General features: G+C 61.4%; 19 protein-coding genes, 1 tRNA gene and 2 pseudogenes. 12 read left to right on the plus strand and 10 right to left on the minus strand.

What is annotated here, in order from left to right:
* Positions 1 to 57 precede the first annotated feature (57 nt).
* Complete coding sequence (locus U1A24_RS21155; RefSeq protein ID WP_322323987.1) at positions 58 to 306, minus strand: hypothetical protein; 249 nt, start codon at positions 304 to 306, stop codon at positions 58 to 60.
* On the opposite strand from U1A24_RS21155, the gene U1A24_RS21160 reads away from it, so the two are divergent.
* Positions 230 to 1,099 carry a lytic transglycosylase domain-containing protein gene (locus tag U1A24_RS21160; RefSeq protein WP_322323969.1) on the plus strand — a complete coding sequence of 290 codons (870 nt, stop codon included), beginning with the start codon at positions 230 to 232 and terminating at the stop codon, positions 1,097 to 1,099. The genes U1A24_RS21155 and U1A24_RS21160 overlap by 77 nt on opposite strands.
* A 104-nt stretch (positions 1,100 to 1,203) precedes the next feature.
* Here the strand turns inward: U1A24_RS21160 and U1A24_RS21165 are convergent, their stop codons facing one another.
* From U1A24_RS21165 to U1A24_RS21175, 3 genes are read right to left on the minus strand one after another with little or no spacing between them, the layout of a single operon-like run.
* Positions 1,204 to 1,488, minus strand: a complete 285-nt coding sequence (locus tag U1A24_RS21165; protein ID WP_322323970.1) for a GNAT family N-acetyltransferase — start codon at positions 1,486 to 1,488, stop codon at positions 1,204 to 1,206.
* The gene (locus U1A24_RS21170) at positions 1,481 to 2,107 is read right to left on the minus strand and encodes a 3-oxoacid CoA-transferase subunit B (RefSeq protein ID WP_322323971.1); all 627 of its coding nucleotides are present in this window, start codon (positions 2,105 to 2,107) and stop codon (positions 1,481 to 1,483) included. Before U1A24_RS21170 ends, U1A24_RS21165 begins: the two co-directional genes overlap by 8 nt.
* 1 nt (position 2,108) lies before the next feature.
* Entirely contained in the window at positions 2,109 to 2,810 is a 702-nt protein-coding gene (locus U1A24_RS21175) for a CoA transferase subunit A (protein WP_322323972.1), read from the minus strand.
* Positions 2,811 to 3,141: 331 nt separating this feature from the next.
* On the opposite strand from U1A24_RS21175, the gene U1A24_RS21180 reads away from it, so the two are divergent.
* A tRNA-Leu gene (locus U1A24_RS21180) sits at positions 3,142 to 3,223 on the plus strand.
* A 195-nt stretch (positions 3,224 to 3,418) separates the two neighbouring features.
* On the opposite strand, the gene U1A24_RS21185 is transcribed toward U1A24_RS21180, so the two are convergent.
* Both U1A24_RS21185 and U1A24_RS21190 read right to left on the minus strand, forming a co-directional pair.
* Positions 3,419 to 4,366, minus strand: coding sequence for a sugar kinase (locus U1A24_RS21185; RefSeq protein WP_322323973.1), 948 nt, complete (start codon positions 4,364 to 4,366; stop codon positions 3,419 to 3,421).
* Complete coding sequence (locus U1A24_RS21190; protein ID WP_322323974.1) at positions 4,348 to 5,064, minus strand: GntR family transcriptional regulator; 717 nt, start codon at positions 5,062 to 5,064, stop codon at positions 4,348 to 4,350. Before U1A24_RS21190 ends, U1A24_RS21185 begins: the two co-directional genes overlap by 19 nt.
* Positions 5,065 to 5,168: 104 nt before the next feature.
* On the opposite strand from U1A24_RS21190, the gene uxaC reads away from it, so the two are divergent.
* The 9 genes from uxaC to uxuA all read left to right on the plus strand — a co-directional run bounded on the left by uxaC (position 5,169) and on the right by uxuA (position 13,935).
* Entirely contained in the window at positions 5,169 to 6,575 is a 1,407-nt protein-coding gene (gene uxaC, locus U1A24_RS21195) for a glucuronate isomerase (RefSeq protein ID WP_322323975.1), read from the plus strand.
* Positions 6,576 to 6,602: 27 nt separating this feature from the next.
* Positions 6,603 to 7,586: a TRAP transporter substrate-binding protein gene (locus U1A24_RS21200; RefSeq protein WP_322323976.1), complete on the plus strand. Its 984-nt coding sequence runs from the start codon at positions 6,603 to 6,605 to the stop codon at positions 7,584 to 7,586.
* Between the two features lie 75 nt (positions 7,587 to 7,661).
* The gene (locus U1A24_RS21205) at positions 7,662 to 8,201 is read left to right on the plus strand and encodes a TRAP transporter small permease (RefSeq protein WP_322323977.1); all 540 of its coding nucleotides are present in this window, start codon (positions 7,662 to 7,664) and stop codon (positions 8,199 to 8,201) included.
* 4 nt (positions 8,202 to 8,205) lie between these two features.
* Complete coding sequence (locus U1A24_RS21210) at positions 8,206 to 9,486, plus strand: TRAP transporter large permease (RefSeq protein ID WP_322323978.1); 1,281 nt, start codon at positions 8,206 to 8,208, stop codon at positions 9,484 to 9,486.
* 9 nt (positions 9,487 to 9,495) lie between these two features.
* Entirely contained in the window at positions 9,496 to 9,798 is a 303-nt protein-coding gene (locus tag U1A24_RS21215) for a cupin domain-containing protein (RefSeq protein WP_322323979.1), read from the plus strand.
* A gap of 10 nt (positions 9,799 to 9,808) precedes the next feature.
* Entirely contained in the window at positions 9,809 to 10,633 is an 825-nt protein-coding gene (kduI, locus tag U1A24_RS21220) for a 5-dehydro-4-deoxy-D-glucuronate isomerase (protein WP_322323980.1), read from the plus strand.
* The gene (kduD, locus tag U1A24_RS21225) at positions 10,630 to 11,352 is read left to right on the plus strand and encodes a 2-dehydro-3-deoxy-D-gluconate 5-dehydrogenase KduD (RefSeq protein ID WP_322323981.1); all 723 of its coding nucleotides are present in this window, start codon (positions 10,630 to 10,632) and stop codon (positions 11,350 to 11,352) included. Before kduI ends, kduD begins: the two co-directional genes overlap by 4 nt.
* Positions 11,330 to 12,724, plus strand: coding sequence for a mannitol dehydrogenase family protein (locus tag U1A24_RS21230; RefSeq protein WP_416173516.1), 1,395 nt, complete (start codon positions 11,330 to 11,332; stop codon positions 12,722 to 12,724). Before kduD ends, U1A24_RS21230 begins: the two co-directional genes overlap by 23 nt.
* Positions 12,721 to 13,935 carry a mannonate dehydratase gene (gene uxuA, locus U1A24_RS21235; RefSeq protein WP_322323983.1) on the plus strand — a complete coding sequence of 405 codons (1,215 nt, stop codon included), beginning with the start codon at positions 12,721 to 12,723 and terminating at the stop codon, positions 13,933 to 13,935. Before U1A24_RS21230 ends, uxuA begins: the two co-directional genes overlap by 4 nt.
* Before the next feature lie 103 nt (positions 13,936 to 14,038).
* Here the strand turns inward: uxuA and U1A24_RS21240 are convergent.
* The 3 genes and pseudogenes from U1A24_RS21240 to U1A24_RS21250 form a co-directional block, all read right to left on the minus strand.
* Positions 14,039 to 14,691 (minus strand): annotated as a pseudogene (locus U1A24_RS21240) (IS5 family transposase).
* A gap of 64 nt (positions 14,692 to 14,755) precedes the next feature.
* Positions 14,756 to 14,925, minus strand: a pseudogene (locus tag U1A24_RS21245) (Tn3 family transposase); the annotation flags it as partial.
* An 8-nt stretch (positions 14,926 to 14,933) separates the two neighbouring features.
* Positions 14,934 to 16,394 (minus strand): aldehyde dehydrogenase family protein, encoded by a 1,461-nt coding sequence (locus U1A24_RS21250; protein ID WP_322323984.1) that lies wholly within the window; start codon positions 16,392 to 16,394, stop codon positions 14,934 to 14,936.
* A 179-nt stretch (positions 16,395 to 16,573) separates the two neighbouring features.
* Between U1A24_RS21250 and U1A24_RS21255 the strand changes: the two genes are divergently transcribed.
* Positions 16,574 to 17,494, plus strand: a complete 921-nt coding sequence (locus U1A24_RS21255) for an NAD(P)-dependent oxidoreductase (protein WP_416173515.1) — start codon at positions 16,574 to 16,576, stop codon at positions 17,492 to 17,494.
* A 59-nt stretch (positions 17,495 to 17,553) separates the two neighbouring features.
* Here U1A24_RS21255 and U1A24_RS21260 read toward each other — a convergent pair.
* The coding region (locus tag U1A24_RS21260; protein WP_322323986.1) for an amidase at positions 17,554 to 18,574 on the minus strand (1,021 nt) is incomplete at its 5' end.

Raw genomic sequence — 18,574 nt, forward strand, 5'->3', positions numbered from 1 at the left:
TGAGGGTGCGGCGTTTTTGAAGCGCTGCAATTCAGGCGTAAAAATATGACAACCCATTCATGTATAAGGATTAATTTTATAACACCTGCTTAACCATTGCGTGTGAAACCGTTGCTTTCGCGCCGATTTGGGCAAAATAGCCATGATTGGCGGCATGCGAACGTGGAAATGCTTGGCTGATTCTGCGACAGTCAGGGCAATGAAAACAAGGCAGGCGGCATCCAACGTGATGCGACGGGCACGAGGCACAGTTCTGGCAAGTCTGATTCTTCTGGCGCCGATCACGGCGGCGGCAGAAATCGTCATGAATTCGGCCAGTGGTGAGGGCTTCAAGCGCATCAAGGTCAGTGACAATCTGCCCGGCAAGCGGATCACCGTGCAGATTGATCCGGTGGAGCAGGCGCGCTTGTTGGCGGCTATGCCCGAGGTAGAGGCGCGGGCGCCTACGCCCCCGGTCGATCCGAGCGCACCGCTTGCGCCCTCTGCCCCCACGCCCGCTTCGGCCAAATACGGGTGGTTCTGGGAGGCCGTGCCGGTGCAGCGCGATCAGCCATCGGGGCGGTTCCCGCTGGCTTTGGCGACCTTGAGTCAGGGGCCGGGGGGCGAGCGGGTGGCGGCACCCCGGATGCAGCAGATGCAGGAAATCGCCACGACCTATGGCACCGAGATTCTGAAGGCCACGATTGGCACCGATGTGTCGCCAGCTTTGGTTCTGGCGGTGATCGGGATTGAAAGCGCGGGGCGACCTGCGGCGGTCAGCTCGGCGGGGGCGCAGGGCTTGATGCAGCTGATCCCGGCGACGGCGGCGCGGTTTGGCGTCAGTGATTCCACCGATCCGGTGCAGAATATCAAGGGCGGCGTGGCGTATTTGGATTGGCTGATGAAGCGGTTCGATCATGATCCGTTGATGGTGATCGCGGCCTATAATGCCGGGGAAGGCGCGATTGACGCCAATGCCGGAGTGCCGCCCTATGCGGAAACCCGCGACTATGTGCCCAAGGTGTTGGCGGCCTGGCAGGTGGCGCAGGGGCTGTGTCTCAGCCCGCCGGAACTGGTGACCGACCCTTGTGTGTTCAAGGTAATTTCGGCGACGAATTGAGCGCCAGACGCAGGAACCGCAGCAAAATCGTTAAGATTTCCTGAACGCCTCCCAGTAAGCCATTGATTTAGAGCGGTTTTGAAATGGTCCCGAGTTGGGACCACTCAAACCGCGAACACATCCGCCCATTCGGGATGCTTTTTCCGCGTCGCGTTCACAAACGGGCAAAGCGGCATGATCTTGAATCCCTCCGCCCGCGCATCCGCAACAAACTGAGTCAGCATCGCCACCCCCGCCCCGGTGCCGCGAAAGCTTACCGGCACCGCAGTATGGTCAGCGATCACCAGCGTGGGCGTGGTGATCGAATAGGTCATCTCGGCCTCTTCGCCGTTCCGACGGATGAGGTAGCGCCCCTTATGCGCGCCGTGCTCGCGCAAAACCTCAGTCAACGATGGTGCCCTCGGTTGCGGCGCGGAGTTCCGCCTCGGTAACGCCCTCGGCAACTTCGACGATCTTCAGCCCACCGGGGACCACGTCAAGCACGCCAAGGTTTGAGATGATACGGTTGACCACGGCCTTGCCGGTCAAGGGCAGGGTGCAGGCCTTCAGCACCTTGGATTCGCCATGCTTGCTGGTGTGATCCATCACCACCACAACGCGACCAACGCCTGCAACCAGATCCATCGCCCCACCCATGCCTTTGACCAGCTTGCCGGGGATCATCCAGTTTGCCAGATCGCCATTCTCGGCCACTTCCATAGCACCTAGGATCGCCATGGCGATTTTGCCGCCCCGGATCATCGCAAAGGATTGGGCGCTATCGAAATAGGCGGTCTGTGGCAGCTCGGTGATGGTTTGCTTGCCGGCATTGATCAGATCGGGGTCTTCCTCGCCCTCGTAAGGGAAGGGGCCCATGCCGAGCATGCCATTTTCCGACTGTAAGGTGACGTTAACACCTTCGGGGATATAGTTGGCCACCAGAGTGGGGATGCCGATGCCAAGATTGACATACCAACCGTCTTGCAACTCGCGCCCGGCGCGTTCGGCCATTTGGTTACGATCCCACATCTTAAGCTTCCTTCTTGCGTGTCGTGCGGTTCTCAATACGTTTTTCGTGCTGGCCCTGCACAATGCGGTGCACATAGATGCCCGGCAGGTGGATGGTGTCGGGGTCCAGCGCGCCCAGCGGCACGATTTCTTCGACCTCAACCACGCAGATCTTGCCCGATGTCGCCGCTGGTGGGTTGAAGTTGCGCGCGGTTTTGCGGAACACAAGGTTGCCCGACGGATCGGCTTTCCAGGCCTTGACGATGGCCAGGTCGGCGACGATTCCGGTTTCCAGAATATAGGTCTTGCCGTTGAAGTCGTGATGCTCTTTGCCATCGGCAATCACCGTGCCCACGCCGGTGGCGGTGTAGAAACCGGGGATGCCCGCGCCGCCTGCGCGCAGGCGTTCGGCAAGGGTGCCTTGCGGGTTGAATTCAAGCTCGAGTTCGCCCGAAAGGTATTGACGCATGAATTCAGCGTTTTCCCCGACATAGGAAGAGATCATTTTCTTGATCTGCCGGGTTTCCAAAAGCTGGCCAAGCCCAAAGCCGTCAACGCCTGCGTTGTTCGACGCAATGGTCAGGCTCTTGGTGCCCGCATCACGGATCGCCGCGATCAGCAGCTCTGGAATGCCGCAGAGGCCAAAACCGCCAGAGGCGATCAACATGCCATCAAACAACAGACCATCCAGCGCCGCCGCCGCGTTGGGATAGATTTTCTTCATAGGGGATCCTCGCAAACTCTCGGGCGTATAAAAGGCAGGGATTTTGGTGAAGTCAATCGCCGCAGCGCAGCGGTTTGTTGCAGGTGAGATGATTGTAGGTGCTTTACCCCGCCACGCAGATGGCTATGGTGAGCGAATTGCCAAACCCGCATGATTGCCCGCGTGGTGAAATGGTAGACACAGGAGACTTGAAATCCTGCTTTCTGTTGAGAAAAGAGTAATGATTACATAGCCTTGTTGTGCTTTGGTCCGGCGAAAGCCAAAAATAGACTATCTATGCCTGATTGATTGGCCCGAAGTGGGTTGATAAAGGGCAGTTTCGGAGCCGTCACCCCACGTGGTGAAATTGGTAAACACAGGAGACTTAAAATCTCCCGCCGCAGGGCTTGCCGGTTCGATGCCGGCCGTGGGGACGGTTCGAACTTAGGTTAAACCTTTGAAATGCCTCGATAGCAGCTTCTGGTCAGGAAGACGGCAATACGCGTGCTGCGACGGGGCAGGGCGTGAAGAACGCTTAGCGCGTGGGACAGGCAGGTTGGCTGGAATGGGCCGATTGCCGTAGTCTTAAGCCGAGAAGGGCTGGCTGTGAAAAAGGAATTTGGACTTACCTAGTGCTGTGCGATGAGTGCGCCGTGTGAGCTGATAACGCGAGCGGCAATTGCTGCACCTGCCGCAACGGACTGGGTGAGCGGATTGCCCGTAAGATGGGCGGCAAGAAAACCGGCGTTGAAGCTGTCTCCGGCGGCAGTGGTGTCGACAACCGTCTGCACTGGCGCAACGTCGTGGTGCGCCAGTGTTCCGTTCGCCAAGGTGATGATGCTGCCAGGGCCGTTTTTGACCACCACCAGTGGGACACCCGCCTGCTGGTATCGCCTGGCCGTGGCCTCGGGTGACGCATCGCCAAACGCGGCGGCTTCGTCCTCATGCGAGGGCAGAGCGATGTCGGCCTGCGTGGCGGCCTGCATTATTGCGTCACACATGATGGTGGCATTGGGCCAAAGGCGGCTGCGCAGGTTTGGGTCAAACACGACCATGCCACCGCGGGCACGCAGTTCGGTAAGCGACGTTAGAAGGGTGGGCCGGTCATCTTCCAAAATGGCCAGCGTGATGCCAGAGAGATAGGCGACATCTGCGCCCGTTAGTGCCTGCGCCAGTCGTGCCGGGTCACGCGCAAGCAGACGGGCTGCGCTTTGCCCACGCCAGTAGAGAAAGCTGCGCTCGGCATGGGCGAGTTCGATCAGGTAAAGCCCGACGGTACGATCGGGCAACCGCGCGATGTGGGTGGTGCCAATCCCGGCATCGCCGAGAAAAGCCAGCATCCTGTCCGACACTGCATCAGTGCCGATGCACGTCATGTAATCGACGCTCCACGCTGCGGGTAGCGCGCGGCGTAAATACCAGGCGGTGTTGAGCGTGTCGCCCGCAAACCCCATCGTGTAGGTGCCGTCTGCCCGTGGTGCCAGTTCCACCATGCATTCGCCGATAGAGATGATGCGGCCGGATTGGCGGCCAGATTGGTCGGATATTGTTGACCCAGTCAGGAATCGGGAATGCATGGCACCTCGGTTGCGAAATAGCTTTGGTTGTCGGCGCGGATGCGTTCGATCTGAATCCTGATGCGGCCTAGGTGAAGTTGCATATGTGACATGGCAGAGGCGGCGTCACGCGCCTCAATCGCATCAAGGATAGCGACGTGATCGCCGAAGGCATCCTGCGAGGCGAAAGACAGCGACAGGAAACGGACGCGGTCCATGTGGGATTTGTTCTCGCGGATTATCTCCCAGGCAAAACCGCAGCCTGCGCGTTCACACAGATCGCGGTGGAACTGGTCATCAAGAGCGTGGAAGGCGAGGGGATCTTTTGCGGTCATCGCCGCGCGCTGGAGGTCGAGTAAGTCGCGCAGCGCGGCATGGTCGGCGGGTGTGAGTTTGTCACAGGCGACGCGAACTGTCTGCGCCTCGATGGCAGCGCGAATGAACCGAGCCTGCATCACAGCATTGGTGGAAATCTGTGAGACGGTGGTGGATCGCTGCGGGCGGATCGAGATGAAGCCGAGTTTTGACAGGCGGTAGAAGGCATCGCGCACCGGTTGGCGTGAGACGCCCATCTGGCGCGCTACATCCACCTCGGACAGTTTTGTGCTGGGGGGCAGGTCTAGAGCAAGGATCTTGGCACGCAGGGCATCGAACACCTGATCCGCCACCGAGGGGCGCGTCAGGTGTTCAAGACTGTCAAGGTGAAGCATGTCGGACATAATCTCTCCGTTGACACATTTTGGATACTAGCATATTAGTCTATTACAGTCGCCGAATGCTACCGTTATTTTCAAAGCTTGATGTAGGAAGGAGGCGAAAGGCAATGGGCTTGCTTGATCCCGACCGCTTGTTGCCTTCCGAGGGCCGCGCGAAATCGCTTGGTCGTGCGCTTTATAACGCGGTCAAGGGGCTGCCAATCGTCAGCCCGCACGGTCACACCGACCCGCGCTGGTTTGCCGAGAATGCGGCATTTCCCGATCCAGCGCAGCTGTTCGTGACGCCAGACCACTATGTATTCCGGATGCTGCATTCGCAGGGCATCCCGCTGGAATCACTTGGTGTGCCCCGCATCGATGGCGGCGTGACTGAGCTTGATCCCCGCGCAATCTGGCGGCTGTTTGCCGGAAACTATCACCTGTTGCGCGGCACCCCCTCGCGGATGTGGCTGGACCACGCGTTTGCCGAGGTGTTCGGCCTGACTGATCGCCTGTCCGCGCAGACGGCAGATGCCACTTATGATCACATTGCCGACTGTCTGACGCGTCCTGAGTTTCGACCCCGTGCGTTGTTCGAGCGGTTCAATATCGAGGTGATCGCCACCACCGAAAGCGCGCTGGATGATCTGCGCTGGCACAAGATGATCCGCGACAGCGGATGGTCTGGGCGCGTGGTCACCGCTTACAGGCCCGATGCCGTAGTGGACCCCGAGTTCCCAGGTTTTGCAGCCAACGTCGCGGCGCTGGGTGATCTGACCGGCGAAGACACCACCACATGGCCTGGCTACCTGCAGGCCCACCGCCTGCGCCGAGCGTTTTTCAAAACCTTCGGCGCGACCTCGACCGACCACGGTCATGCAACTGCCCGCACCGAAGATCTGCCGCAGACCGACGCTGCGGCTCTGTTCGCCAAGGCGCTGCAAGGCACCTGCACGGCGGACGAGGCGGATGCGTTCCGGGGGCAGATGCTGACCGAAATGGCACGGATGAGCCTGGAAGATGGGTTGGTCCTGCAGATCCATCCGGGCAGCCACCGCAACCATTCCGCCCCGGTGATGGCGATGTTTGGCCGCGACAAGGGCTTCGACATTCCGACCCGCACCGATTACGTCCGCGCCCTGCGCCCATTGCTGAACGCGGTCGGCAGCGATCCGCGCCTGACGGTGATCGTGTTCACCCTGGACGAAACCAGCTACGCTCGCGAGCTGGCGCCGCTGGCCGGGGTCTACCCGGCATTGAAGCTGGGCCCGGCGTGGTGGTTCTTTGACAGCCCCGAGGGGATGCGCCGGTTTCGCGAAACCACCACAGAAACGGCGGGCTTTTACAACACCGTCGGCTTCAATGACGACACACGGGCGTTCTGTTCGATCCCGGCACGGCATGACGTGTCGCGCCGGGTCGACAGCGCCTATCTCGCAACTTTGGTCGCCAGCGGGAGGCTGGCGGAGGATGAAGCTTTTGAGGTCGGCCACGACCTTGCATACGGGCTTGCGAAGCAGGCTTATCGGCTCTGATGATCCATTTTTCTGGGAGGAAAAACAATGAGATACTTCAAGACCATGACCGCCGTTCTGCTGGCAACGGCTGCTCTTGCCGCGCCTGCATTCGCAGAATGTGAAATCACACTGCGGTCGTCCGACACGCACCCCGATGGCTACCCGACCGTCGAGGCCGTCAAGTTCATGAGTGAGAAGGTCAAGGAACGCAGCGCAGGCCGTATCTGCATCACTGTGTTCCCGTCCTCGCAACTGGGCGAAGAAAAAGACACCATCGAACAGACCCAGTTCGGTGTGATCGACATGGTGCGCGCCAGCTTTGGCTCGTTCAACAACATCGTGCCCGAAGCGCAGCTTCTGTCGCTGCCTTACTTGTTCCGCTCTGAAGAGCACATGCACAACGTGATGGATGGCCCAATCGGCGAAGAACTGGCCGGGGCGTTCGCCGAACATGACCTGATCGCGCTGGGCTACTATGACGGCGGTTCGCGCAGCTTTTACAACAGCAAGAAGCCGATCACCTCGGTCGAAGACCTGAAAGGCATGAAGTTCCGCGTCATGCAGTCGGACGTGTTCGTCGACATGATGGCGGCTCTGGGTGCCAACGCGACCCCGATGCCCTACGGCGAGGTGTATTCCTCGATCCAGACCGGCGTGATCGACGGCGCCGAGAACAACTGGCCTTCCTATGACAGCTCGGGTCACTTCGAGGTGGCGAAATACTACACGCTGGACCAACACCTGATGGTGCCGGAACTGGTGGCGGTGTCCAAAGCCAGCTGGGAAAAACTGAGCCCGGAAGATCAAGAGATCATGCGTGTCTCCGCCAAGGAATCGGTGCAGGTGATGCGGGATCTGTGGGCGGCGCAAGAGAAGGCATCTGAAGAAAAGGCCATCGCGGCCGGTGCCGAAATCGTGCGCGATATCGACAAGAAACCCTTCATTGATGCGATGGTCCCGGTCTACGACAAATATGTGACCACGGACGCGTTCAAGGATCTGGTCAAGCGGATCCAGGACACCCAGTAACCCCAAGCCCGTAGCCCGCGACGAACGCCTTCGTCGCGGGCATTTCTTCTTGCGAGGTTTCAAGTGCAGAAAAACATGCAGAAGCTGGCGATCTATGCCGGCTGGTTGGCGCGTATCGCGTTATGGGTGGCCGGTGCCGGGCTGGTGGTGATGACGGTCTTCGTCTTTTCGCAGGTCTTTGTCCGCTATGTCCTGAACGACAGCCTGCAATGGGCCGAGCCTGCCTCGGTGATGATCATGGGCTGGTTCATCTTTCTGGGTGCCGCCGTGGGCGTGCGTGAAGGCTATCACCTGTCCTTTGACGTGCTGCTGATGATCCTTCCCGTGCGGCTCGTTACCGCGCTTCATACCGTATCCGACATTGTCGTCGCCGCCTTCGGGTTCGGGATGGCGTATTTCGGCAGCCAGCTTAGCGCCCGCGCCGCAAGTGATCAGATGCCGGGGCTTGGCATCTCGCGCGGGTTTGAATTTGTGCCCCTAATGATCGGCGGCGTGCTGCTGGTGCTGTTTTCCATCGAACGCATTCTGCGCCGCGCTTCGGGCCTACACACCGCGCGGTTTGGTGAAGACGTGCCGGAAAATGACGTTCTCGACCAAACTGTGACAGGAGCCTGAGGCGATGGAACTGTATATTCTGTTTGGCAGCTTCGTGTTCCTGCTGGCAATCGGCACCCCGGTGGCGTTCTGCCTTGGCGTGTCGAGTTTTGCGACGGTCCTCTATCTGGGCCTGCCGCCGGTGGTGGTGTTTCAGCGGCTGAATTCCGGTGTGTCGGTTTATGCGCTGATGGCGATTCCCTTCTTCATCTACTCGGGCGACCTGATGGTGCGCGGTGACATCGCCCGCAGACTGGTGGCGCTGGCGGGGGCCTTGGTCGGCCATTTGCGCGGCGGGCTGGGGCAGGTGAACGTGCTGGCCTCGGTGATGTTCGGCGGCGTGTCGGGGTCGGCTGCGGCTGATGCCAGCGCCGTGGGCGGGCTGATGGTGCCGCAGATGAAGGCGCGAGGCTATGACGTGGACTATGCGGTGAACCTGACGGTGGTGGGGTCGATCATCGCGCTGATGATCCCGCCATCGCACAACATGATCATCTATTCCATCGCGGCGGGCGGGCGGATTTCTATCGCCGACCTGTTCACCGCCGGCATCATTCCCGGTCTGCTGCTGGCCCTGTCGTTGATGGTTGCGGCCTATCTGGTCGCCCGCAAACGCGGCTACCCGACAGAGGCGTTTCCGGGGTTGAAAATGCTGGGCGTGATCTTTGTCTCGGCGATGCCCGGGCTGATCCTGATCGCGATCATCTTTGGTGGGGTCCGGTCGGGCATCTTCACCGCCTCGGAAAGCGCCAACATCGCGGTGGTCTATGCGCTGCTGGTCACCGTGCTGATCTACCGCACGCTCAGTTGGTCGGACTTTGTCCACGCCACCATGGGCGCGGTCCGCACCACCGCTATGGTGCTGCTGGTGATCGGTTGTGCGGCGTCGTTCGGATGGCTGCTGGCCTATCTGCAGGTGCCGACGGCGATCGTGTCGTTCATGCAGACCGTGTCCGACAATCCGATCATCATCCTGCTGATGATCAACGTCGCCCTTCTGATCCTTGGCACATTCATGGACATGTCGCCGCTGATCGTCATCACCACGCCGATCTTCCTGCCCGTGGCGCAGGCGTTTGGGGTGGACCCCGTGCACTTCGGGGTGATCCTGATCCTGAACCTTGGCATTGGCCTGTGCACGCCCCCTGTCGGCGCGGTGCTGTTTGTCGGCTGCGCGGTGGGTAGGATCACCATCTGGCAGGCCATGCGCACCATCTGGCCGTTCTATGGCGCGGCCTTCGTCACGCTGATGCTTGTCAGCTATATCCCCGCGCTGTCGCTTTGGCTGCCGGCCCAGTTTCACTGAGGTAATCCCATGTTTCCCATCGTTTCCACCGACCCCGGTGTCACCCGTCAGGTGCTGGCCGACGATCCCGCGCTGATGCTGGTGGCGTTCCGGTTCACCGAAGGTGCCGAAGGCAAGCTGCACCGCCATGTGCATGTGCAGTCCACCTTCGTGCAGGCGGGCCGGTTCCTGTTCACCATCGACGGTGCCGAAACCGAAATCGGGGCAGGCGACAGCCTGATGATCCCGTCCAATGTGGTGCATGGCTGCCGCTGTCTTGCAGCGGGCACGCTGATCGACAGTTTCGCCCCGCGCCGCGATGATTTTCTTTAAGGAGCCTCCCATGACCCACGTCGAAATCCGCCACGCTGTCGATCCCGTCTCGGCACGTCAACTTGACACCGCCGGTCTGCGCGATGCCTTCCACATGGCCGATCTGTTTGCGGATGGCGAAATCCGTCTGGTCTACACGCATTACGACCGGATGATCGTCGGCGGCGCGGTGCCCACTGGCGCGGCGCTGGTGTTGGACGAGGTCAAACAGGCAGGCACCGCCAGCATCCTTGACCGGCGCGAGATGGGTGTGGTGAACATCGGCGACACCGGGATTGTCGCCGCAGGCGGTCAAAGCTGGACGATGGAGCGCGGCGACGTGCTGTATCTGCCGATGGGTGCGGGGCCCGTCAGCTTTGACGGGGCAGGGCGGTTCTATATCCTGTCGGCCCCGGCACATGCCGCCCACCCCGCGCGTCTGGTGACGCTGGCCGAGGCGAAGAAGGTCAACATGGGCTCTGCCGCCACCGCGAACGAGCGCACGATCAACCAGTTCATTCATCCCGACGTGATGCCATCCTGCCAACTGGTCGTCGGCTACACCCAGTTTCACGGCGGGTCGGTCTGGAACACCATGCCTGCCCATGTCCATGACCGCCGGATGGAGGTCTATCTGTATTTCGATCTGGCCGCCGACGCCCGCGTGTTTCACTTCATGGGCGAGCCGAACGAGACCCGCCATCTGGTGATGAAGAACGAAGAGGCGGTGGTGTCGCCGCCGTGGTCGATCCACTGTGGGGCGGGCACCGGGTCTTACACCTTCATCTGGGCGATGGCAGGCGACAATGTCGATTACCGCGATGTCGAAATGGTGGGGATGGGGGATCTGCGGTGATTTCCTTCTCGCTGGACGGCAAGCGGGCGCTGGTCACCGGGGCCAATACCGGCATCGGGCAGGCCATTGCGGTGGGTCTGGCACAGGCGGGGGCGCATGTCATCGCCGCCGGACGGTCGTCTTGTGCCGAGACAGTGCGGCTGACCGGCGGGACGGAATTGCGGATTGACTTTGCCGACCCGATGGCCGCGCAAGACGCGTTTGCCGACCCGGTCGACATCCTGGTGAACAACGCGGGCATCATCCGCCGCGCAGATTCCGTTGATTTCACCGAAGCCGACTGGGACGCGGTGATGGACGTGAACCTGAAGGCGGTGTTCTTCACCTGTCAGGCCTTCGCCAAGGCGGCTTTCGCGCGCGGGGCAGGCGGGAGGATCATCAACATCGCCTCGCTTTTGTCGTTTCAGGGCGGCATCCGGGTACCGTCCTATACCGCGTCCAAACATGGCGTGGCGGGGCTGACCAAACTGCTGGCCAATGAATGGGCGGCACGCGGCATCAACGTGAATGCCGTAGCCCCCGGCTATATCGAGACGAACAACACCGACGCCCTGCGCGCAGACCCCGACCGCAGTGCTGCGATCCTCGACCGCATCCCGGCAGGCCGCTGGGGACAGGCCAGTGACATCGCCGGGGCGGCGGTGTTTCTGGCATCTCCCGCCTCGGCCTATATCCACGGCGCGGTGCTGAATGTTGATGGAGGCTGGCTTGCGCGTTGAAATCCCTGGTATTGGCATCGTCCACCTTGGCCTTGGCGCGTTCTTTCGCGCGCATGGGGCCGTGTATATCGCCAACGCGATGGCCCATTCCGGCGGTGACTGGGGCGTGATCGGCGTCAGCCTTCAATCGGCGACGATGCGTGATGCGCTGGCACCGCAGGGTTTTGCCTATCACGCGGTGGAACAGGGGCCGCAGGGCGAAACCATCCGCCGCATCGACGTGGTGCAGGATATTCTGGTCGCCCGTGAAAACCCCGAGGCGGTTCTGGCGGCGATGGCCCTGCCTACTGTAGGTATCGTCAGCCTGACCGTCACCGAAAAGGGCTATTGCCACAACCCAGCAACCGGCGCGCTGAACCCCGATCACCCCGACATCCTGCACGATCTGACCCATCCGCGGCCTCGGTCCGCCCCCGGATATCTGGTGCGCGCGCTGCAACGGCGAAAGGAGGCGGGTCTGCCGCCATTCACCGTGCTGTGCTGCGACAACCTTCCCGAAAACGGCCGCGTCGTGCGCGGCGTGGTGCTGGACCTTGCCCGCCGGATCGACCCCGCGCTGGCCGACTGGATTGCCACCGAGGGTCGCTTTCCCGCAACTATGGTCGACCGCATCGTGCCCGCCACCAAACCCGAAGATATTGCCCGCCTGAAGGCGCAAGGCATCGACGACAATCTGCCGGTGATGCACGAACCCTTCAGCCAATGGGTCGTCGAAGATGATTTCGTGCAGGGCCAGCGCCCCGATCTGGGCGCGGTCGGCGTGCAACTGGTCCGCGATGTGACGCCATTCGAGCTTATGAAACTGCGGATGCTGAACGGCACACACTCCTCGCTGGCCTATCTGGGCTATCTTGCCGGGTATGAAACCATCGCCGACACGGTCGCCGATCCGATCTTTGCCGCTTTCGTGCAAAAGTTGTGGCGGGACGAGATCATTCCCGCGATCACTCCGCCGCAGGGCGTGGATCTGAATGCCTACGCGGCCCAATTGCTGGACCGTTATCGCAACCCGGCGATCCGGCACCGGACGTGGCAGATCGCGATGGATGGCAGTCAGAAACTGCCCCAGCGCATCCTTGGCACGCTAGCTGCCAACCTTGCGGCGGGGCGTGACAGCCCGGGTCTGATGCTCGCCGTGGCGGGTTGGATGCGTTACGTCGGCGGCACCGATGAAAAGGGCCAGCCGATTGAGGTGAAAGACCCGCTCGCCGCCGATCTGGCTGCGCGTGCCGTGCGGGGCGTGCGGGCGCTGCTGGATCTGCGGGCGGTGTTTCCGGCTGATCTGGCGCAGGCGCTGGAACCGGGGCTAACCGCCGCGCATGGCAGGCTTGCAGCCCGTGGCGCGCGCAAGGCGGTGGAGGATTTGCTGTGAAGGAAAGCTGGCGCTGGTATGGGCCATTCGACAAGATCACCCTGCCTGAAATTGCCCAGACGGGGGCCACAGGGATCGTGACCGCTCTGCACGAAATCCCCTATGGTGAGGTGTGGCCCCGTGCCACCATCGCCGCGACACGCGACCGGGTGCAGGCGGCGGGCTTTGACTGGGTGGTGGTCGAAAGCCTTCCGATCCATGAACGGATCAAACGCGGCGACGGCGATCTGTCTGAACTGTTCGCCAATTACCGCCAGTCGATGGCCAATCTTGCCGCCGAAGGCATCCATACGATCTGCTACAACTTCATGCCCCTGCTGGACTGGACACGCACTGATCTGGCGGCCCCGGTGGCACGGGGAGGCACCTGTCTGCGGTTTTCGGCCACCCGGATGGCCGCGTTCGAGCTGTTCATGCTGGGCCGTGCCGAAGCCGAGGCAGACTATCCGGCTGAAGTGCGGGCAGCCGCAGCGGCCTGGTTCCAGATGGCGACCGAGGCCGACCGCGAAACCCTGCTACAGTCGATCATGGCCGGGTTGCCGGGGGCCTATGACCGCTATGACGTGGCCGGACTGCGCAAGGGACTGGCGTTGTATGACGGCATCGGTCGCGATGACCTGCGCGCCAACTACCGGCGGTTCTTGCAGGAAATCATTCCCGCCGCCGAGGATCTGGGGATGCGGCTTTGCGTCCATCCCGACGATCCGCCGCGTGACATCCTTGGCCTGCCGCGCATCGTGTCGAACGGCGACGATATCGCGTGGATCATGGCCGCAGTGGATAGCCCGGCTAACGGCCTGACGCTGTGTTCCGGCTCGCTGGGGGCCAATCCAGCCAATGACGTGCCCGCCATCGCCCGCCGCTTTGCCGAGCGCATCCACTTTGCCCACCTTCGCAACGTGCGCAAGGACGCGGATGGTTCTTTCGAAGAGGCAGCACATCTCGATGGCGATACTGATATGGTGACTCTGGTCGCCGTGTTGCTGGCGGAGGAGGCGCGCCGACGCGACGAGGGTCGCGCGGACGCCGATATCCCCTTTCGCCCGGACCATGGCCACGACCTACTTGACGATGCGGCGCGCGAAACGCATCCGGGCTATCCGCTGATTGGACGGCTGCGCGGATTGGCCGAGTTGAGAGGCGTCATTCGCGCACTGTCGGCGCGGAAAGGATACCGGCAGCTGGTGGGGCCTTTAGCCTCTAGTGTTTGATCCTTTCAAAGCAGCGTAAGGCAGCACTATGGAAAATTGTTTCTTGCCTGTTGGACAAACACCAAGTGGCAAAATGGGCCTTGGGATCAAACTCGTTCACGTTTCATATCCAGAATATGGCGGTTGCGGCGAGAGTGACGGCGACAGGAAGACCTATGGGCATCTGTCGTAGCGCGTGGCAACCCTGCACCAGCCCTTGAGGCTGCCGAACATAATCTCGATCCTGTTGCGGCCTTTGTCATATTTGACGGGCTTGCCATGCAACTTCCGGCCCGAAATGCAGTGTCCAAGACCCTTGTCTTGCAACGCGTCTCAAAACCAGTCGGCACCATAGCTGCGGTCGGCCAGCAACCACTCTACCTTTGGCAGGCTGCCCAGCAGAGCTGCGGCACCGGTGTAATCGCTGATCTGGCCAGCGGTCATGAAGAACCAGATCGTGCGGCCATCGGCATCCGTCACCGCATGCAGCTTTGTGTTCATATCGCCCTAGGTTCGGCCGATCAGATGGCCGCGCTGATCATAATCGTCTTCGGAACTGCCGCCTCGACCGTCGGCCCTTCCATCATCCGGGTGAAGATGCCCTTGTCGCCTCATCGCTTCCATCTTTGGTAAAGCGTCTTCGATGAGCCATTCATTTTGGAGGCGTGCCACATCGCAAACCATTGCTATTTATGAATACTATACGGTTATGGGCCTGTCTGCGATCACGCGCGGCTCGCACTGGTTTGTAGGGAAGAGGGGCTTCAGGCGTGCCATCTGCGCCTCGGTCAGGCAGACTTATTGCTCAGGCTTCGCCGCGTCATCGAAGAACTTCGCGACAGAGCCCTTCCTTGATCTTGCCGCCGATGAGGCCGCGCATTGCTTTCGGACCGGCGGCTGGCTCAAAGGCAAAGAGCCGTTTTGAGGGAAGGTCGCGAATGCGGGGCACGAGTGATCGCCGGGCAGAGATGTCCCCGCGCAGACGTGAACGGCAAACCCGCCGGTGTCGGCCAAGGCATTCAGCCGTGATGGACGGTGACGGTCTTCACGCGGGTGAAACCGTAAAGCGCTTCAAAGCCCTTTTCGCGGCCATGCCCCGATTTTCCGATGCCGCCGAACGGCAATTCGATGCCACCGCCCGCGCCGTAGTTGTTGATAAACACCTGGCCGCTGTGCAGCTTTCGGGCCATGCGCAACTGGCGCGCGCCGTCCCGCGTCCACAGCCCTGCGACCAGACCATATTCGGTGCCATTGGCGATCCTTAGGGCCTCTGCCTCGTCGTCGAAGGGGATAAGCACCTGCACCGGCCCAAAGATCTCTTGTTGTGCAAGGGCATGGTCGGGCGCAACCTCGGAAAACAGGGTCGGCAACACGAAATGGCCATCGGGCGCTGCGTCCGGGTGCATCTGGCCTTCGGCGGCGAGGGTCAGCTCTTGTTTGCCACGATCAATGAAGCTCTGCACAATCTGTTGCTGCTTTCGCGAAACAAGCGGCCCCAGATCATGGCTGCCGATAGCGGGTCCGACGACAAGCCCTTCGTAGATCCCGATCATCCGGCGCCTGACCTCGTCATAGACACCTCTCTGCACCAGAACGCGCGAAGCCGCCGAACAGGTCTGACCCGCATTCTGCATGCAAGCCCCCACCAGAACCGGCATTGCCTTGTCCAGATCGGCGTCGTCAAAGACGATATGCGGAGATTTCCCGCCAAGCTCCAACGTCACCGGAACGACGTTTCTGGCAGCAGCCTCCTGAATGCGCATCCCGGTCCCGACCGACCCTGTGAACGAAAGATGATGGATGCCAGCATGACCCGACAGCGTCGCCCCGACATCCGTGCCCAGACCGGTGACGACATTCAGCGCTCCCGCCGGCAGGCCCGCCTCGGCAGCGATCGCGGCAAACACCAGCGATGACAGCGACGCATCCTCGGCAGGTTTCAGCACCACCGCATTGCCCGCCGCTAAAGCGGCCCCGACGCCCCGACCGAGAATCTGCATAGGATAGTTCCAGGGAATGATGATGCCGCAAACACCATGCGGTTCCCGCAGCGTATAGGCCGTAAAGCCGTCCTGATAGGGAATCGTCGTTCCCATCAACTTGTCGGCGGCGCCGCCATAAAACTCAAGATAGCGCGCCAGAGCGACCGAGTCCCTGCGCGACTGGTCCAGAGGTTTGCCGACATCCAGCGTTTCGATCATCGCCAGATCTTCGGCGCGGGCCAGAGTCAGCGCAGACATCTTCATCAGGATGCGCCCGCGTTCGGTGGCTGTCATGCGGCCCCAGTCTCCCTCCATCGCAGCTCCAGCGGCTGCAACAGCTGCGTCGACCTCGGCCAGCGTGCCGCGTCCGATCTGGCCGATGATTTCACCGGTCGAAGGGTTTTCGACAGGAAGGGTCTGTTCGCCCGCTGGCACGATCCACGCGCCGTTCACGAAGACCTTGGTGGCATCGATATGGGTCAGTTCGTCAAGTGTCATGGTCAGATCCTATAGGTATGTCTGCGTGAAAGCGGCGTCAGATCGCGCGACTGGCAAGGGCCGCACATGGCCGCCTGTGGGCTCCACTCCGGCAACTCCAGGCAAATCCGGCGACAAAAAGGTGATGCGTGTCTTGTCGAAACCACCTGCAACGGCGAAGCTGTCGCCAGACATTTTTTGTGCCAGAAGAATACCAAGGAGCAATGAGCGCGATGAAGGTGGGAATGATCGGTGTCGGCCTGATGGGTCACGGCATCGCAAAAAACGTGGTCTCTAAAGGCTGGTCGCTCGGGTTTCTGGACCATCCGGGAAATCAGCCCGCTGACGATCTGGTGAGCCTCGGCGCGGTCAGGGTCACGGACCGGGATCAGCTTGCCGCCGAGAGTAACGTGATCATCCTGTGCGTCTCGGGCTCGCCTCAGGTCGAAGATGTGCTGCTGGGCGAAGGCGGGATTCTGGCGACGATACGGCCCGGAGCGGTCATCATCGACTGCTCGACGGCCATCCCAAGCTCGACGATGCGGCTGGCGGGGCTGACGCGCGATGCGGGCGGGCTTTTCATGGATGCGGCAATGACCCGGACCCCGATGGAGGCCGAACAGGGCCGACTGAATCTGCTGGTTGGGTCCGACGATGACACGTTCGCACGCATGCGCCCGTTGCTGGAGACTTTCTCTGAAAATATTTTTCATGCGGGTGGCACTGGTGCGGGGCATACGCTGAAGCTGCTGCACAACTACGTCTCGATCGGCTGCGCAACCTTGCTGAGCGAGGCGGCGGCCTGCGCGAAGAAAACCGGAATTTCGGCGGCGGTCTTTACCGATGCTCTGGCAAAGGGCGGCGGTTATGGCGCGGCACTTGATCGGATCAGCCCGTTTCTGCTGGAGGGTGACAATTCCAGAATGAAGTTCTTTGTGTCGAACGCCGCCAAGGACATCGCCTATTATCTGCGCATGACACAGGATATTGCCGCCGAGAACCATGCCGCAACCGGGGTCGACATGGCTTTGCGGTCGCTGTCCGAGGGTGGCTTTCAGGACGGCTATCTGTCCGAGGCGGCCGCATATTTCGACAGGCTTAGCGAAGCAGACCAAAGTTGACACTCGCGCTGACCGTCCCTGACGGGATCTGACAGCCCCGTTTGCGGGGTGCGCGGGCCTCACCTTGACTGGAACGGCCAGGGGCGCGGCGCAGGCCGGATCTGTTCCCATACCTGCGCCGCCCGCAGGACGCCCAGATCCTCAAACCGGCGGCCTGAAATCTGCAACCCGATCGGAACACCTGCACCGTCATAGCCGCACGAGACCGAAATCGCTGGCTGCTCGCTGATATTGTAAGGTGCGGTAAAGCCGATATGCGCCATCGCCCGATTGACATCATTGTCGGCGGGATAGGCCCACTCGGCAGGAAAGCTGACATTGGGCGAGACGGGTGACAACACCAGATCGAACCCCGCCGTCGCAGCAACCGTCCGTTGCCGGATTTCAACCGTGGCAGCATAATTACGATAGACGTCTTCGCCCGACCGCCCCAGCCCGGATTCGGCCCATGCGCGGATCATCGGCAGCACGGACTGACGTTGCTGCAGATCCAGCGCCTGCATGTCCAGCCCAGCGCGTGTGCGCCAAAAATCATCAAGACTTTGCAACAAATCTGGCGTCATCCAGGGGGCGAGCAACTCGACAATGGCCCCAGCACCTTCAAACAGCTGTGCGGCGGCAGTCACTGCGGCTATGACCTGCGGGTCGACGGGCAGCCCACAGCCCGCCTCCAGATGCAGCCCGACACGAAGGCCCTTCAGGTCATGGTCAAGATCAAGCCATGCAATGCTGTTCGGCGGCAGATCCATGTGGTCGCGATGGTCGGGCTGCGACAGGATCGCCATTGCCATCGCGGCATCACGCACCGTCCGGGTCATCGGCCCGGCCGCGCGGCCCATGAAGGGCGGGTCAATCGGCACGCGCCCCAGACTGGGTTTCAGGCCGACCAGCCCGCACCATGCCGCAGGCAGCCGGATCGAGCCACCGATATCTGTGCCCAGATGGATCGGCCCATAGCCCGCCGCCCCCGCAGTGCCCGCCCCCGCACTAGAGCCGCCGGGATTCATCGCGGTGTTCCACGGATTGCGTGCCAGCGCATGAAAGCTGGACAACCCCGATGACAGCATCCCGAAATCCGGC

It is taken from the genome of Cypionkella sp. (assembly GCF_034376685.1).
GTDB lineage: Bacteria > Pseudomonadota > Alphaproteobacteria > Rhodobacterales > Rhodobacteraceae > Cypionkella.